Here is a 15,839-nt window from a genome sequence, read left to right on the forward strand (position 1 = left end):
CAATGGGGTCATGCCCTCCGCACTCCCCGACGGCGAACCGGTGCCGTCCGACGGTTCCCTGCCCCCCGACGCCCTCGCCGGGCTGGGCCGGCGGCCGTTCGGCTTCTACCTGCACGTGCCGTACTGCGCCAGCCGCTGCGGCTACTGCGACTTCAACACCTACACCGCCACCGAACTGCGCTCCTCCGGGGCGGTCGCCTCGCAGGAGACCTACGCGGACAACGTGGTCGCCGAGATCCGGCTCGCCCGCGAGGTGCTGGGCGACGTCGACCTCCCGGTGCGGACGGTGTTCCTCGGCGGTGGCACCCCCACCCTGCTGCCGGCCCGCGACCTGGTGAAGATGCTCGCCGCGCTGCGCGAGGAGTTCGGGCTCGCCCCGGACGCCGAGGTCACCACCGAGGCCAACCCCGAGTCCGTCGACCCGGCGTACCTGGCCGAGCTGCGCGAGGGCGGCTACAACCGGATCTCCTTCGGCATGCAGAGCGCCCGCCCGCACGTCCTGGAGCTGCTCGACCGCCACCACACCCCGGGCCGCCCCGAGGCCTGCGTGGCCGAGGCCCGTGCGGCCGGCTTCGAGCACGTCAACCTCGACCTGATCTACGGCACCCCCGGCGAGTCCGACGACGACTGGCGGGCCTCGCTGGACGCCGCGATCGGCGCCGGGCCCGACCACGTCTCCGCGTACTCCCTGATCGTCGAGGAGGGCACCCGGCTGGCCGCCCGGGTCAAGCGCGGCGAACTGCCGATGATCGACGACGACGTGCACGCCGACCGCTACCTCATCGCCGAGCAGGCGCTCAGCGCGGCCGGCTACTCCTGGTACGAGGTCTCCAACTGGGCGACCACCCCCGAGGGCCGCTGCCGCCACAACGAGCTCTACTGGACCGGCGCCGACTGGTGGGGCGCCGGCCCCGGTGCCCACAGCCACGTCGGCGGCGTCCGCTGGTGGAACGCCAAGCACCCCGCCGCCTACGCCCGGGCCCTGGCGGAGGGCCGCACCCCGGCCCTGGGCCGCGAGGTGCTCGGCGAGGAGGACCGCCGGGTCGAGCGCATCCTGCTGGAACTGCGCCTGGTCGAAGGCGTCCCGCTCGACCTGCTGGCCGAGGCCGGCCGCGAGGCCGCCGCCAAGGCCCTCGCCGACGGCCTCCTCGCCGAGGAGCCGTACCGGCGGGGCCGCGCCGCCCTCACCCTCCAGGGCCGCCTGCTCGCTGACGCCGTTGTGCGTGACCTCGTGGACTGAGTGCCGTTGACGTGGTTTCAGCCGTCGGAGAGAGCGTGCGATGACCGCCATCGATGATCGGATGACCGGGATCTTCGACCTGTCGGAGCCGACCCGGGCGAGCATCTCCGGGCTTCCGGACTGCACAGTGCAGCGGACCGGCGAGTTCGGCGACCCCGTTCCGGTCGGCCTGCTCGGCGTCACGCTCGACACCTCGGAATTCCGGGCCTACTCCTGACCCGGCAGGGCCGTGAAGTCGATCAGCTCCTCTACTCGACCGAGGAGTTCGGACTCCAGGTCCTTGTAGCTGTTGACCTTCGAGAGGATGTGCTTCCAGGCCGCCGGGGTGTCGACCGGCCAGCCGAGGCGGCGGCAGGTGCCCTCCTTCCAGTCCTCGCCGCGGGGGACGGCGGGCCAGGCGGGGATGCCGACGGAGGACGGCTTCACGGCCTGCCAGATGTCGATGTAGGGGTGGCCGACGACCAGCACGTTCTCGCCGGTGACCTGGGCGGCGATGCGGTGCTCCTTCGTCCCCGGGAGCAGGTGGTCGACCAGCACGCCGAGGCGGCGGCCAGGGCCGGGGGCGAAGTCGGCGACGATCGCGGGGAGGTCGTCGATGCCCTGGAGGTACTCGACGACGACGCCCTCGATGCGCAGGTCGTCGCCCCAGACCCGTTCGACCAGTTCGGCGTCGTGCCGGCCCTCGACGTAGATCCGGGACTCCCGGGCGACCCGGGCGCGGGCGCCGGGGACGGCGACGGAGCCGGAGGCCGTACGGGCCGGGGTGCGGGGGGCGGCCGGGGCGCTCGGGCGGACCAGGGTGACGACCCTGCCCTCCAGCAGGAAGCCGCGCGGGACCATCGGGAAGACCCGGTGCCTGCCGAACCGGTCCTCCAGGGTGACGGTGAAGCCCTCGGCGGTCTTCTCGCAGCGCACCACCGCCCCGCAGAAGCCGGTGGCCGCCTCCTCGACCACCAGGTCCCGCTCGGCGGGCACCTCGGGTGCCGGCTGCTGCTTCTTCCACGGCGGGGTGAGGTCGGGTCCGTACTGGTGGCTGCGCATGGAGGCGACTATACGGACGGTCCGTCAGAGGCCCGGCGCGCCCCAGACCGGGAACCAGCGGCTCAGGTCCTTCTCCAGCCGCAGGTCGTTCGCCAGCGCCGCGTTGACCTGGAGCTCCAGCGGGCTGTTGCGCCGCTCCCCGCCTCCGGGCATCGGGGCGAAGGGGTAGAAGGTGCCGCGCTTGTAGAGGTAGACCAGGGCCAGCGACCGGCCCTCCGCGTTCCGGAAGCCGACCAGCGAGCAGAGCAGCTGGGGCCCGAAGCCGTTCGCCTCCAGTTCGCTGTTCACCGCGTGCAGGTCGTTCACCAGCTCCGGCAGTTCCTCGGGGCTGTGCCGGGCGAGCAGCCAGGAGTAGCCGTAGCCGTCCTTGGAGGCCTCCACCGGGACGCCGCCGCGCTCGGTGTCGGCGTCCAGCAGGGCCCGGACCTGCTGTTCCACCTGGACGAAGGCCGCGCCCTCGACGGCCGCGAAGCAGACCGAGCCGAGCCCGGTGGGCAGGAACCCGGCGGCGGCCTCCAGGGTGAGTGCGGCGGACGGCACGCCGAACAGCTGGTCGAGGTCGGGCTTGACGGGCTTGGTGCGGCCGAACAGGGCGTCCAGGAATCCCACGGGGGTCCTCTCGGGTCGGAACGGGATCAGCGGCCGAGCTGCTCGGAGATCCTCGCCAGCTGGGCCAGTCGCTTCTCCAGCGTCGGGTGGGTGGAGAACAGCTGGGAGGCGGTCTCCCGGGCGCTCAGCGCGGGGGCGAAGTAGAAGGCGTTGTAGGGCTGGGAGCGCCGCAGGTCCTCGGTCGGGATGGCGGAGATCTGCCCGGTCACCTTGGTGAGGGCGGAGGCCAGGGCGCTGGGGCGGCCGGTGAGCTGGGCGGCGGCCCGGTCGGCGGCCAGCTCGCGGTAGCGGGAGAGCAGCCGGGTGAGCAGGAAGCTGATGGCGTACACGACCATCGACACCAGCGGGATGATCAGCGCGGCGATGGCCGCGTTCTGGTCGTTGTTGTTGCGTCCGCCCATGAACCCGCCGTACATGGCGATCCGGGTCATCGCTCCGGCGAGCACGCCGAGGAAGCCGGCGATGGTCATCACCGCGACGTCCCGGTGGGCGACGTGCGACAGCTCGTGCGCCAGGACGCCCTCCAACTCCTCCGGTTCGAGCCGGCGCAGCAGGCCGGTGGTGACGCACACCACGGCGTTCCGCGGGTTGCGGCCGGTGGCGAAGGCGTTGGGCATGTCGTTGTCGGCGACCGCCACGCGGGGCTTGGTCATGTCGGCCAGGGCGCAGAGCCGGTCGATCGTGCCGTGCAGCTGGGGGTACTGCTCCGCGGTCACCGGGCGGGCGCCCATGGCCCGCTCGGTGATCTTGTCGCTGAACCAGAACTGGGCCACGAACAGCCCACCGGAGATCAGCACGATCAGCGGCCAGGCCCCGCGCAGCAGCGCGATCAGCAGGCCCGTGAATCCGACGTACAGCAGCCCGATCACGAACATCGTCGCGACCATGCGGCTGGTCAGGCCGCGGTCGGGCGCGAAACGGGTGTGCTGGCCCGAGCTCGACATCTCTTGCTCCTCCGTTCGCCGTCGCTTTCGATGCTGCCACCCGGACGGCCCCGGGGCACCACCCCCCGCACGCGGAGTGTCGCGGCGGCCGTCCGGAACTGCGGGCAGGATCACTCCGGCCGGGCCGTTCCTGCGGTAGGACCCGGGCCGTACACTGGCAGGTACGGTTTTGGCACTCGGCCGTGCAGAGTGCCAGGGTCGGGGCCCTCCGAGGAGCGGCTCGCAGCATCACAGACGGACAACGTGCGAAGACGGAGGTGCGTGCCCCATGGCCGGTGAGGTCCGCCAGCTGGACGACCGCAAGCTCGCCGTGCTGCGCGCGATCGTCCAGGACTACGTGGGCACCGAGGAGCCGGTCGGCTCCAAGGCCCTGGTGGAGCGGCACAACCTCGGGGTGTCCCCGGCCACGGTCCGCAACGACATGGCGGCGCTGGAGGAGGAGGGGTACATCCACCAGCCGCACACCAGCGCCGGGCGCATCCCCACCGACAAGGGCTACCGGCTGTTCGTCGACAAGCTCGCCGAGATCAAGCCGATGAGCTCCCCGGAGCGCCGGGCGATCCGGCACTTCCTGGACGGCGCCGTCGACCTGGACGACGTGGTCAGGCGCACGGTGCGGCTGCTCGCCCAGCTGACCCGGCAGGTCGCCGTGGTGCAGTACCCCTCGCTCACCCGCTCCACCGTCCGGCACATCGAGCTGGTGGCGCTGGCCCCGGCCAAGGTGATGCTGGTGCTGATCACCAACACCGGCCGGGTCGAGCAGCGGATGATCGACTGCCCGGGCACGGTCGGCGAGACCGTCCTGGCGGACCTGCGGTCGCGGATCAACGCGCGGGCGGCCGGCGAGCGGCTGCCGGACGTCCCGGGCCTGCTGGAGGAGCTGCCGGCGGCCTTCGAGCAGGCCGACCGGGCGACCGTCAGTACGGTCCTGGCGACGCTGTTCGAGGCGCTCGCCGAACAGAACGAGGAGCGGATCATGCTGGCCGGCACGGCCAACCTGACCCGCTTCGGGCACGACTTCCCGCTCACCATCCAGCCGGTGCTGGAGGCACTGGAGGAGCAGGTCGTCCTGCTCCGCCTCCTGGGTGAGACCACGGACGCCGCGATGACGGTCCGGATCGGGCGGGAGAACGCGTACGAAGGGCTGAATTCCACCTCGGTCGTTTCGGTCGGCTACGGTTCGGGCGACGAGAGCGTGGCCAAACTGGGTGTGATCGGTCCGACCCGGATGGACTACCCGGGCACAATGGGGGCGGTGCGAGCGGTGGCACGGTACGTGGGCCAGATCCTGGCCGAGTCGTAGCAAGCAAACCCGTCGCCGGATGTCCGGCGGCGGTGTCCAGTCGCACTACTACAGGCGGAACAAGCGGAGCATTTGGTGGCCACGGACTACTACGCGGTACTCGGCGTCCGACGGGATGCGGGGCAGGACGAGATCAAGAAGGCGTTCCGGCGCCTGGCACGCGAACTGCACCCGGACGTCAACCCGGACCCGAAGACTCAGGAGCGGTTCAAGGAGATCAACGCCGCCTACGAGGTGCTCTCCGACCCGCAGAAGCGCCAGGTCTACGACCTCGGCGGCGACCCGCTGTCGCCGGGCGGCGGCGGTGGCGCGGGCGGCTTCGGCGCCGGTGCGGCGGGCTTCGGCTTCTCCGACATCATGGACGCCTTCTTCGGCGCCGCGGCCGGCCAGCGCGGCCCGCGCTCGCGCACCCGACGCGGCCAGGACGCCATGATCCGGCTGGAGATCACCCTGGAGGAGGCCGCCTTCGGCACCACCAAGGAACTCCAGGTCGACACCGCCGTCACCTGCACCACCTGCAACGGCGAGGGCGCGGCCCCCGGCACCTCCGCCCAGACCTGCGACATGTGCCGCGGCAAGGGCGAGGTCTCCCAGGTCACCCGGTCCTTCCTGGGCCAGGTCATGACCTCCCGCCCGTGCCCGCAGTGCCAGGGCTTCGGCACCGTCGTGCCGACCCCCTGCCCCGAGTGCGCCGGCGACGGCCGGGTGCGGGCCCGCCGCACCCTGACGGTCAAGATCCCGGCCGGTGTGGACAACGGCACCCGGATCCAGCTGGCCGGCGAGGGCGAGGTCGGTCCCGGCGGCGGCCCGGCCGGCGACCTGTACGTCGAGATCGCCGAGACCTCTCACAGCGTCTTCCAGCGGCGCGGGGACGACCTGCACTGCACCGTCACCATCCCGATGACGGCCGCCGCGCTCGGCACCCAGGTGCCGCTGCAGACCCTGGACGGGCTGGAGGAGGTCGACATCCGGCCCGGCACCCAGTCCGGCCAGTCGATCCCGCTGCACGGCCGGGGCATCACCCACCTGCGCGGTGGCGGCCGGGGCGACCTGATAGTGCATGTCGAGGTGCAGACGCCCACCAAGCTCGACCCCGAGCAGGAGGAGCTGCTGCGCCGGCTCTCCATGCTGCGCGGCGAGGAGCGGCCGTCCGGCCAGTTCGCGCCGGGCCAGCAGGGCCTGTTCTCGCGACTGAAGGACGCCTTCAACGGCCGGTAGTCGTCCGGGAAGGGGTGCCGGGGACAGTCCCCCGGCACCCCTTTCGTGTTCCCGTTCCTTTCATCCGGAGGTTCCCCGTCATGACCGCGCCCGTCTTCGTCGTCGAGACCGAGCGGATCGCCGCCGCCGCGCCCGGGGCCGTGGTGCGGCTCGACGGTGCCGAGGGGCGGCACGCGGCGGCGGTGAAGCGGCTGACGGCCGGCGAGGCGGTGACCCTGGCGGACGGGCTGGGCCTCGGCGTGGACGGCACCGTCGCCGGGGTGCTCGGCAAGGACGCCATCGACGTCACGGTGGACGCCGTACGGCGGGAGCCGGAGCCGGCGCCGCGGATCGTGGTCGTCCAGGCGCTGCCCAAGGGCGACCGCGGCGAACTGGCCGTGGAGACCATGACCGAGGTCGGCGTGGACGTGGTGATCCCCTGGGCCGCCTCCCGGTGCATCACCCAGTGGAAGGGCGAGCGCGGCGCCAAGGCGCTCGCCAAGTGGCGGGCCACCGCCCGGGAGGCGGGCAAGCAGTCCCGCAGGCTGCGCTTCCCCGAGGTGCGCGAGCTGATGACCACCCGGCAGCTGGCGCCGCTGCTGGCGCAGGCGGCCCTGGCCGCGGTGCTGCACGAGGAGGGCGCCGAGCCGCTGGCGCAGACCGCGCTGCCCGCCGACGGGGACATCGTGCTGGTGGTCGGCCCGGAAGGCGGCGTCTCCCCGGAGGAGCTGGCCGCCTTCGCCGGGGCGGGCGCCAAGCCGTACCGGCTGGGCCCCTCGGTGCTGCGCACCTCGACCGCCGGGGTGGCCGCCGGGGCGCTGCTGCTGGGGCGCACCGGCCGCTGGGCGTAACTCCCGCGCGCCCCACCGGAGTTCTCGGAAACCGGAGCGGCTCGTACCCGCACCTGCTTACGCTGACCGGGTGACGGACTCGCTGAGCACCCCCGCAGGCGCCTATCTGCGCCATCCCCATCTGCACGGTGACCTGGTCGCCTTCGTCGCCGAGGACGACCTGTGGCTCGCCCCGCTGGACGGCGGCCGCGCCTGGCGGCTGACGGCCGATCACCTGCCCGTGCACCACCCCAGGTTCTCCCCGGACGGGCGGCACATCGCCTTCACCTCCACCCGGGACGGCGCCCCCGAGGTGCACGTGGTGCCGGTGGGCGGCGGGCCGTCCCGGCGGCTGACGTACTGGGGCAACGGCGAGACCAGGGTGCAGGGCTGGACCGCCGACGGGCGGCCGATCGCCACCACCGGCGCGGGCGAGTCCGGCGTGCGGCGCACCTGGGCGCGCGCCGTCCCGCTGGACGGCGGCGAAGCGGTGCGGCTGCCGTACGGGCCGGTCGGCGGGCTGGCCTTCGAGCCGGACGGCACGGGGGTCCCTCCGGCCGAAGGCCGGGGGAAGGTGCTGCTGGTGACCGTCAACAACCGCGAGCCGGCCTGGTGGAAGCGCTACCGGGGCGGCCGGACGGGCAAGTTGTGGATCGGGCAGGACCGGTTCACGCGCATCCACGAGGAGTTGGACGGGCAGCTCGACTCCCCGCTGTGGGTGCGCGAGCGGATCGCCTTCCTGTCCGACCACGAGGGCGTCGGCGAGCTGTGGTCCAGCCGCCCGGACGGCTCCGACCTGCGCCGCCACAGCACCGACCCGGACGGCTTCTACGCCCGCAACGCCACCACCGACGGCACCCGGGTGGTCTTCCACCGGGCCGGAGACCTCTGGTTGCTGGACGACCTGGACACCGCCGCGCCCCGCCGCCTGGACGTCCGGCTGGCCGGTCCGCGCACCGGCCGCCGCCCCCGCCCGGTGCCCGCCGCGCACTGGCTGGAGTCCGCCGCCCCCGACCGCACCGGTCGGGCCAGCGCCGTGGTGGTGCGCGGCAGCGTGCACTGGCTGACCCACCGGGAGGGCCCGGCCCGGGTGCTGGACGAGACCCCGGGCGTGCGCGCCCGGCTGGTCCGGGTGGTGCCGGGGGAGGACGGCGCCCAGGGCGTGCTCTGGGTGGCCGACGCCGAGGGCGAGGACGCGCTGGAGTACGCCCCCGCCGTCCACGACCCCGAGCGGCGCCGGCTGGCCGCCGGGCAGCTGGGCCGGGTGAACTCGCTGGTGGTCTCCCCGGACGGCAAGCAGGCGGCGCTCGGCGTGCACGACGGCCGGGTGCTGCTGGTCTCGCTGGCCGACGGCGCCGTGCACGAGCTGGACCGCAGCACCGACGGCGAGGTCAGCGGGCTGGCGTTCAGCCCGGACTCGGCCTGGCTGGCCTGGTCCCGCCCGGTGCACCGGATGGGCCCGTACTCGCTGCGCCAGATCGTGCTGGCGAACCTGGCCACCCGCACCGTCGGCGAGGTCACCCAGCAGCGCTTCGTCGACACCTCGCCCGCCTTCACCGCGGACGGCCGCTACCTGGCCTTCCTGTCGGTGCGCAACTTCGACCCGGTCTACGACGCCCACGCCTTCGACCTGTCCTTCCCGAACGGCTGCCGCCCGTACCTGGTCACCCTCGCCGCCGACACGCCGTCCCCGTTCGGGCCCCAGCGGGCCGGTCGGCCGCCCGGCGGGGAGGAGGACGAGCCCAAGGCCCGGAAAGCGGACGTCGAGGAGGGCGCGGACGGGGCCGCGCCGGCCACCAGGGTGGACCTGGACGGCATCGCCGACCGGATCGTCCCCTTCCCGGTCGAGGGCGGCCGGTTCCACGCGCTGCGTGCCGCCAGGGACGGGGTGTTGTGGACCAGGGCGCCACTGCTCGGCGAACTCGGCGACGAGGCGGCCTCGTTGGACGACGAGCGGCCCCGCCCGGTGCTGGAGCGCTTCGACCTCAGGAAGCGCAGGGCCGAGCAACTGGTGCACGGGGTCGACGGGTTCGCGGTCAGCGGGGACGGCACCCGGGTGGCCGTGCTGGACGAGGGCGAACTGCGGATCGTCCCGGCCGACCACAAACCGGGCGGCGAGGACGACGAGACCGCCGTCGACCTCACCCGGCTGCGGGTGACCGTCGACCCGGCCGCCGAGTGGCGGCAGATGTACGCCGAGAACGGCCGCCTGATGCGGGACAACTTCTGGCGCCCGGACCTCGGCGGCCTCGACTGGGCCGGGATCCTGGACCGTTACCGGCCGCTGGTCGAGCGGGTCGGTTCGCACGACGAACTGGTCGACCTGCTCTGGGAGGTGCACGGCGAACTCGGCACCTCGCACGCCTACGTCGTCCCGTACGGCCGTTACACCGAGCCCGCCCGGCGCCAGGGCCTGCTCGGCGCCGACCTGGTCAAGGACGGCGAGCGGTGGCGGATCGCCCGGATCCTGCCCGGCGAGTCCTCCGACCCGCGGGCCCGCTCGCCGCTGGCCGCACCCGGCGCCGCGATCCGCCCGGGCGACGCCGTGCTGGCCGTCAACGGTCGCCCGGTGGACCCGGTCACCGGCCCGGCCCCGCTGCTGGCCGGCACCGCCGGGCAGCCGGTCGAGCTGACCGTGGCCGACAAGGACGGCACCGACCAGCGCCACCCCGTGGTCGTCCCGCTCGCCGATGAGGAGGTGCTGCGCTACCACGACTGGGTGGCCGGGCGGCGGGCCGCGGTGCGTGAACTGTCCGGCGGCCGGCTCGGTTACCTGCACATCCCCGACATGCAGACGGCCGGCTGGGCCCAGCTGCACCGCGACCTGTCCACCGAGATGGCCAGGGAGGGCCTGATCGTGGACGTCCGGGAGAACCGCGGCGGCCACACCTCGCAGCTGGTGATCGAGAAGCTGGCCCGGCGGATCGTCGGCTGGTACGCGATCCGGGACACCGACCACCCGGTGCCCTACCCGATGGACGCCCCGCGCGGGCCGGTGGTCGCGCTCGCCAACGAGCTGTCCGGCTCGGACGGCGACGTGGTCAACGCCGCCATCCAGGCGCTCGGGATCGGCCCGGTGGTCGGCACCCGCACCTGGGGCGGGGTGATCGGCATCGACAGCAAGTACCAGCTGGTCGACGGCACCCTGGTCACCCAGCCCAAGTACGCGATGTGGCTGGAGAACTACGGCTGGGGCCTGGAGAACCACGGCGTCGACCCGGACGTCGAGGTGCCGTTCGCCCCGCACCACTGGGCGGCCGGCGAGGACCCTCAGCTGGCCGAGGGCGTGCGGATCGCCCTGGAGACCCTGGCCGGCACCCCGGCCCGCTCGGGGCCGCGGCTGCCCTGGGCGTAGCCGGTGGGGGGCGGAGCGGGAGGTCGGCGGGGCCGGCGTCCCGCTCCGCCCGCGTGGGTAGGATGCGGGGCCGTTCCTGATCGCGATCTTGATCTGACCGGCAGCTCACGGGGGAGCACACCATGGCGCAGGGCTATCCGCCGCCGCAGTACCCGCAGTACCCGCAGCACTCGCAGAACGGCTACGGGCCCGACCCGTACGGCCGGGGGCCGTACGCGCAGGCGCAGCAGCCGTACGCCCAGCCTTACCCGCAGCCGTACGCCCAGCCGCCGCAGCCGTCGCCGTACCCGCAGGCGCGGCCCGCGCCGCCGCCGTGCCCCAGGGAGGCGGGCGGCGGGCGGCGCTTCCTGGCGATCGTGCTGGACTTCGTCCTCGCCGTGGGCCTCGGCTTCGCCGCCGCGGCCGCCGCCGACGCCGCGAGCCGCCCCGAGCCGGTCGCGCACGCGGCGGGCCACGCGGCCGGGCACACCGTCCGGCACGGCGGCGGCCCGGCGGTGCCGTACTTCGTGACGCTGCTGGGCGTCGGCCTGCTGGCCTCGTTCCTCAACCAGGTGGTGCTGGCCCGGCTGACCGGTTTCAGCGTGGGCAAGGGGATCCTGGCCATGCGGGTGGTGCGCCGCAAGCGCGTGATGCGCCCCAACACCTGGCGGCTGACCCGGCGCTGGCTGCTGGGCTTCGTCTACCTGGCGATGGTCTTCCTGTCCGAGGACTTCGAGGTGTCCGAGGGGGACGTCGTCGGGATGCGGTCGGTGCGTTGGAAGCACCTCCGGGAGTACCAGCAGGCGGTCGGGCGGCTCGGCTAGGCTGCGCCCGTACGGCCCCAACGTCAACGAAGACCCAGCGACCCGAGGAGAAGCCGATGGCCGGCGAGGCGCAGTCCGACTGTGTGTTCTGCAAGATCGTGGCGGGCGAGATCCCGGCGACCGTGGTGCGCAAGACGGAGCGCGTCCTCGCCTTCCGCGACATCGCCCCCAAGGCCCCGGTGCACGTCCTGGTCATTCCGCACGTCCACTACCCGAACGCCGCCGCGCTGGCCGCCGCCGAGCCGGAGATCGCCGCCGAACTGCTCGCCGAGGCGGGCGCGGTGGCCAGGGACGAGGGCGTCGAGGACTACCGGCTGATCTTCAACACCGGTGCGGGCGCCGGGCAGACCGTCTTCCACGCCCACGTGCACGTGCTCGGCGGCAAGCCGATGACCGAGAGCATGGTCTGATCCCAGGTGTCGCAGCGCGAACTCGTCGTCCTGGGCACCGCCAGCCAGGTGCCCACCCGGCACCGCAACCACAACGGCTACCTGCTCCGCTGGGACGGCGAGGGCCTGCTGTTCGACCCCGGCGAGGGCACCCAGCGGCAGATGCTGCACGCCGGGGTCTCGGCCACCCAGATCACCCGGATCGGGGTGACCCACTTCCACGGCGACCACTGCCTGGGCCTCGCCGGGGTGATCCAGCGGATCAACCTCGACCGGGTCCCGCATCCGGTGGACGTCTACTTCCCGGCCTCCGGGGAGGTCTACTTCGAGCGGCTGCGGCACGCCACCGCCTACCACGAGACGGCCGTGCTGCGGCCCCGGCCGATCGACGAGCCGGGCCCGCTGCCCGCGCCCGGCGCCCGCTTCGCGCTGGACGCCGTCCGGCTGGACCACCCGGTGGAGTCCTTCGGCTACCGGCTGTCCGAGCCGGACGGCCGCCGACTGGTGCCCGAGCGGCTGGCCGCCCTCGGCGTGCACGGCCCGGCCGTCGGCCGGCTCCAGCACGAGGGCGCGATCGAGGCGGACGGCCGCACCGTCACCCTGGACGAGGTCAGCGAGCCGCGGCCGGGCCAGAAGTTCGCCTTCGTGATGGACACCCGGCTGTGCGAGGGGGTGCACGAACTCGCCGAGGGCGCCGACCTGCTGGTGGTCGAGGCCACCTTCACCGACGCCGACGCCCGGCTCGCCGAGGACCACGGCCACCTCACCGCGGGCCAGGCCGCCAAGGCCGCCGCCGAGGCCGGGGTGCGCACCCTGGTGCTGACCCACTTCTCCCAGCGCTACCCGGACCTGGGCCAGCACCTGGCCGACGCCCGCAAGCACTTCGACGGGGAGCTGGTGCTCGCCGAGGACCTCGCCCGGGTGCCCGTCCCCGCCCGCCGCCACCCGTGACCGGCGCTCCGCCGCCCCGGCCGCCGCGGAGGGCCGACCGAAAAAGGGTTCGCGCCGCCCCGCGATCTGCCGCAGCATCGTCGGGTGCGGCCCCGCCGCCCGCCGCAGCGATCACGCTCGCGGCGTACCCTGGTGCCCCGGAGACCGAGCGGCACACGACACCACGGATGGGATGAGGCAGGCCCCAGCGCCGACCTATGAGTGACACATCGCAGACCCGTACCGACGGGCAGTCGCGCCCCGAACCGGCCGACGACGGCCGGGTGAGCGCCCGGATCGTGATCCCCGAGAAGCACCCGATGGTCACCCTGCTCGGCACGGCGGACTCGCTGCTGCGCGTGATCGAACGGGGCTTCCCCGCCGCCGACATCCACGTCCGCGGCAACGAGGTGACCGCCACCGGGACGCGCGCCGAGGTCGCCCTCGTGCAGAAGCTCTTCAACGAGATGATGCTGGTGCTGCGCACCGGCCAGCCCCTGACGGAGGACTCCGTGGAGCGCTCCATCGCCATGCTCCGCGAGGAGGACCCGGACAGTCCGGCGCCGTCCCAGGTGTTCACCGCGAACATCCTGTCCAACCGGGGCCGCACGATCCGTCCCAAGACGCTCAACCAGCAGCGCTACGTCGACGCGATCGACAAGCACACGATCGTCTTCGGCCTCGGCCCGGCCGGCACCGGCAAGACCTACCTGGCGATGGCCAAGGCCGTCCAGGCCCTCCAGGCCAAGGAGGTCAACCGGATCATCCTGACCCGCCCGGCGGTCGAGGCGGGCGAGCGGCTGGGCTTCCTGCCCGGCACCCTCTACGAGAAGATCGACCCGTACCTGCGCCCGCTGTACGACGCGCTGCACGACATGATGGACCCGGACTCCATCCCGCGCCTGATGGCGGCCGGCACCATCGAGGTCGCCCCGCTCGCGTACATGCGCGGCCGCACCCTCAACGACGCCTTCATCATCCTCGACGAGGCCCAGAACACCTCGCCCGAGCAGATGAAGATGTTCCTCACCCGCCTCGGGTTCAACTCCCGGGTGGTGGTCACCGGCGACACCAGCCAGATCGACCTCCCGGGCGGCACCCGCAGCGGTCTCAAGGTCGTCCAGGAGATCCTGGCCGACGTCCCGGACATCCACTTCTCCGTCCTCACCAGCACCGACGTGGTCCGCCACAAGCTGGTCGGCCGGATCGTGGACGCCTACGAGCGCTGGGACGCCCGGCAGGAGGCCGAGGAGAACGCCCCGGCCGCCCGCAAGCCCGCCCAGCGGCGCACCGGCAAGACCGCCGCGGCGCGCGCACCCCGACAGTCCCACCGCACCGAAAGCTGAGCACACAGCCCGTCATGTCGATCGACATCGCCAACGAGTCCGGTTGGGACGCCGACGAGGAAGCCATCCTCGACGTCGCCCGCTTCGCCCTGGACAAGATGCGGATCCACCCGCAGTCCGAACTGTCCGTGATCCTGGTGGACGGTGCGGCGATGGAGGAGCTGCACATCCAGTGGATGGACCTGCCCGGCCCGACCGACGTGATGTCGTTCCCGATGGACGAGCTGCGTCCCGGCAAGGAGGGCGAGGAACTGCCGCAGGGCCTGCTCGGCGACATCGTGCTCTGCCCCGAGGTCGCCGAGCAGCAGGGCAAGGCGGCCCCCTCCAAGCACTCGATGGACGAGGAGCTCCAGCTGCTCACCGTCCACGGCGTGCTGCACGTCCTCGGCTACGACCACGAGGAGCCGGAGGAAGAGGAGGAGATGTTCGCCCTCCAGAAGCGCATCCTGGACGACTGGCGGGCGGGCCGCGGCCTCGGCGGCATCTCGCCGGCCCCCACCACCCACTGAGCGCGGAGCCCGAACCCCTGTGAGTGGTGAGAGTACGAGCTTCATCCTCGGCGCCGTGGGCCTGGTCGTGCTCGGCTGGCTGGCCGCGTGCGCCGAGGCGGGCATCTCCCGGGTCTCCCGGTTCCGGGCGGAGGAGGCCGTGCGCAACGGGCGGCGCGGCTCCGCGCGGCTGCTGGCCGTCGCCTCCGACCCGTTCCGCTACCTCAACCTGGCGACGCTGATCCGGGTCGCCAGCGAGATGGCGGCCGCGGTGCTGGTCACCGCGGTGTGCGTGCGCAACATCCACCCGACCTGGCAGGCCGTGCTGCTGGCCTTCGGCGTGATGGTGCTGGTGTCCTTCGTCGCGGTGGGCGTCTCGCCGCGCACGATCGGGCGCCAGCACCCGATCTCCACCGCGACCGCGGCCTCCTTCGTGCTGCTGCCGCTGGCCGCGGTGCTCGGTCCCATCCCGCGGCTGCTGATCCTGCTGGGCAACGCGCTGACCCCGGGCAAGGGGTACCGGGAGGGGCCGTTCGCCTCCGAGGCGGAGCTGCGGGCGCTGGTCGACCTCGCCGAGAAGGACGACCTGATCGAGGACGAGGAGCGCCGGATGGTGCACTCGGTCTTCGAGCTGGGCGACACCATCGTGCGCGAGGTGATGGTGCCGCGCACCGACCTGGTGATGATCGAGCGGCACAAGACCGTCCGGCAGGCGCTCACCCTGGCGCTGCGCTCGGGCTTCTCGCGGATCCCGGTGGTCGGCGACAACGAGGACGACGTGGTCGGCATCGTCTACCTCAAGGACCTGGTGCGCCGCACCCACATCAACCGCGAGGCGGAGGCCGAGGAGGTCGGCGCGGTGATGCGCCCGGCCGTGTTCGTCCCGGACTCCAAGCCGGCCGGCGACCTGCTGCGCGAGATGCAGCAGCGCCGCTCCCACGTCGCGATCGTGATCGACGAGTACGGCGGCACGGCGGGCCTGGTCACCATCGAGGACGTCCTGGAGGAGATCGTCGGCGAGATCACCGATGAGTACGACCGGGAGATCGCGCCGATCGAGGACCTCGGCGACGGCTCGTACCGGATCACCGCCCGCCTGTTGGTGGAGGACCTGGGCGAGCTGTTCGGCATCGAGCTGGAGGACGAGGACGTCGAGACCGTCGGCGGCCTGCTGGCCAAGCACCTCGGCCGGGTGCCGATCCCCGGTTCCTCCTGCGAGATCCCGCTGCCCGAGCCGGTCGCGGACGGCCTGACCGGCATCCTGCTGACCGCCGAGTCCTCGGCGGGGCGCCGCAACCGGATCGGCTCGATGGTCGCCTCGCCGGTGCGCGGGGCCGAGGAGGCGGCGGCCCCGGGCGAGTAGC

At 73.3% G+C, this 15,839-nt stretch carries 15 protein-coding genes; 12 read left to right on the forward strand and 3 right to left on the reverse strand.

Annotated features, from left to right (window positions below):
* Positions 1-10 precede the first annotated feature (10 nt).
* Both hemW and ACH4J0_RS03665 read left to right on the forward strand, forming a co-directional pair.
* Complete coding sequence (hemW, locus tag ACH4J0_RS03660) at positions 11-1,240, forward strand: radical SAM family heme chaperone HemW (RefSeq protein ID WP_396236042.1); 1,230 nt, start codon at positions 11-13, stop codon at positions 1,238-1,240.
* Positions 1,241-1,280: 40 nt separating this feature from the next.
* Positions 1,281-1,457 (forward strand): hypothetical protein, encoded by a 177-nt coding sequence (locus ACH4J0_RS03665; protein ID WP_396236043.1) that lies wholly within the window; start codon positions 1,281-1,283, stop codon positions 1,455-1,457.
* On the opposite strand, the gene ACH4J0_RS03670 is transcribed toward ACH4J0_RS03665, so the two are convergent.
* From ACH4J0_RS03670 to htpX, 3 genes are read right to left on the reverse strand one after another with little or no spacing between them, the layout of a single operon-like run.
* The gene (locus tag ACH4J0_RS03670; RefSeq protein ID WP_396236044.1) at positions 1,448-2,281 is read right to left on the reverse strand and encodes a DUF3097 domain-containing protein; all 834 of its coding nucleotides are present in this window, start codon (positions 2,279-2,281) and stop codon (positions 1,448-1,450) included. The genes ACH4J0_RS03665 and ACH4J0_RS03670 overlap by 10 nt on opposite strands.
* A 24-nt stretch (positions 2,282-2,305) precedes the next feature.
* Complete coding sequence (locus ACH4J0_RS03675) at positions 2,306-2,890, reverse strand: hypothetical protein (protein WP_396236045.1); 585 nt, start codon at positions 2,888-2,890, stop codon at positions 2,306-2,308.
* A 26-nt stretch (positions 2,891-2,916) separates the two neighbouring features.
* Entirely contained in the window at positions 2,917-3,834 is a 918-nt protein-coding gene (htpX, locus tag ACH4J0_RS03680; RefSeq protein WP_396236046.1) for a zinc metalloprotease HtpX, read from the reverse strand.
* Positions 3,835-4,102: 268 nt separating this feature from the next.
* Between htpX and hrcA the strand changes: the two genes are divergently transcribed.
* The 10 genes from hrcA to ACH4J0_RS03730 all read left to right on the forward strand — a co-directional run bounded on the left by hrcA (position 4,103) and on the right by ACH4J0_RS03730 (position 15,838).
* Positions 4,103-5,137: a heat-inducible transcriptional repressor HrcA gene (gene hrcA / locus ACH4J0_RS03685; RefSeq protein ID WP_396236047.1), complete on the forward strand. Its 1,035-nt coding sequence runs from the start codon at positions 4,103-4,105 to the stop codon at positions 5,135-5,137.
* A 75-nt stretch (positions 5,138-5,212) separates the two neighbouring features.
* Positions 5,213-6,355, forward strand: coding sequence for a molecular chaperone DnaJ (gene dnaJ, locus ACH4J0_RS03690; protein WP_396236048.1), 1,143 nt, complete (start codon positions 5,213-5,215; stop codon positions 6,353-6,355).
* An 80-nt stretch (positions 6,356-6,435) separates the two neighbouring features.
* Complete coding sequence (locus ACH4J0_RS03695; RefSeq protein ID WP_396236049.1) at positions 6,436-7,185, forward strand: 16S rRNA (uracil(1498)-N(3))-methyltransferase; 750 nt, start codon at positions 6,436-6,438, stop codon at positions 7,183-7,185.
* A gap of 70 nt (positions 7,186-7,255) precedes the next feature.
* Positions 7,256-10,519, forward strand: a complete 3,264-nt coding sequence (locus tag ACH4J0_RS03700; RefSeq protein WP_396236050.1) for a PDZ domain-containing protein — start codon at positions 7,256-7,258, stop codon at positions 10,517-10,519.
* 122 nt (positions 10,520-10,641) lie between these two features.
* Positions 10,642-11,322, forward strand: a complete 681-nt coding sequence (locus ACH4J0_RS03705) for an RDD family protein (protein WP_396236051.1) — start codon at positions 10,642-10,644, stop codon at positions 11,320-11,322.
* Between the two features lie 56 nt (positions 11,323-11,378).
* Positions 11,379-11,732 carry an HIT domain-containing protein gene (locus tag ACH4J0_RS03710; protein ID WP_396236052.1) on the forward strand — a complete coding sequence of 118 codons (354 nt, stop codon included), beginning with the start codon at positions 11,379-11,381 and terminating at the stop codon, positions 11,730-11,732.
* Between the two features lie 6 nt (positions 11,733-11,738).
* Complete coding sequence (locus ACH4J0_RS03715; RefSeq protein WP_396236053.1) at positions 11,739-12,662, forward strand: ribonuclease Z; 924 nt, start codon at positions 11,739-11,741, stop codon at positions 12,660-12,662.
* Positions 12,663-12,859: 197 nt separating this feature from the next.
* The gene (locus ACH4J0_RS03720; RefSeq protein WP_396236054.1) at positions 12,860-13,987 is read left to right on the forward strand and encodes a PhoH family protein; all 1,128 of its coding nucleotides are present in this window, start codon (positions 12,860-12,862) and stop codon (positions 13,985-13,987) included.
* A 14-nt stretch (positions 13,988-14,001) separates the two neighbouring features.
* The gene (gene ybeY / locus ACH4J0_RS03725) at positions 14,002-14,496 is read left to right on the forward strand and encodes an rRNA maturation RNase YbeY (RefSeq protein WP_030061268.1); all 495 of its coding nucleotides are present in this window, start codon (positions 14,002-14,004) and stop codon (positions 14,494-14,496) included.
* A 19-nt stretch (positions 14,497-14,515) separates the two neighbouring features.
* Positions 14,516-15,838, forward strand: a complete 1,323-nt coding sequence (locus ACH4J0_RS03730; protein WP_396236055.1) for a hemolysin family protein — start codon at positions 14,516-14,518, stop codon at positions 15,836-15,838.
* Position 15,839: the final 1 nt, after the last annotated feature.

The organism is Kitasatospora sp. NPDC017646 (assembly GCF_044329365.1).
Lineage (GTDB): Bacteria > Actinomycetota > Actinomycetes > Streptomycetales > Streptomycetaceae > Kitasatospora.

Excerpts from the sequence above, each read along its gene's own strand:
- ybeY (WP_030061268.1), top strand. The coding sequence starts at position 14,002 with ATGTCGATCGACATCGCCAACGAGTCCGGTTGGGACGCCGACGAGGAA.
- ACH4J0_RS03720 (WP_396236054.1), top strand. The coding sequence starts at position 12,860 with ATGAGTGACACATCGCAGACCCGTACCGACGGGCAGTCGCGCCCCGAA.
- ACH4J0_RS03670 (WP_396236044.1), bottom strand. The coding sequence starts at position 2,281 with ATGCGCAGCCACCAGTACGGACCCGACCTCACCCCGCCGTGGAAGAAG.
- ACH4J0_RS03710 (WP_396236052.1), top strand. The coding sequence starts at position 11,379 with ATGGCCGGCGAGGCGCAGTCCGACTGTGTGTTCTGCAAGATCGTGGCG.
- htpX (WP_396236046.1), bottom strand. The coding sequence starts at position 3,834 with ATGTCGAGCTCGGGCCAGCACACCCGTTTCGCGCCCGACCGCGGCCTG.
- ACH4J0_RS03665 (WP_396236043.1), top strand. The coding sequence starts at position 1,281 with ATGACCGCCATCGATGATCGGATGACCGGGATCTTCGACCTGTCGGAG.
- hemW (WP_396236042.1), top strand. The coding sequence starts at position 11 with ATGCCCTCCGCACTCCCCGACGGCGAACCGGTGCCGTCCGACGGTTCC.
- ACH4J0_RS03705 (WP_396236051.1), top strand. The coding sequence starts at position 10,642 with ATGGCGCAGGGCTATCCGCCGCCGCAGTACCCGCAGTACCCGCAGCAC.
- ACH4J0_RS03695 (WP_396236049.1), top strand. The coding sequence starts at position 6,436 with ATGACCGCGCCCGTCTTCGTCGTCGAGACCGAGCGGATCGCCGCCGCC.
- hrcA (WP_396236047.1), top strand. The coding sequence starts at position 4,103 with ATGGCCGGTGAGGTCCGCCAGCTGGACGACCGCAAGCTCGCCGTGCTG.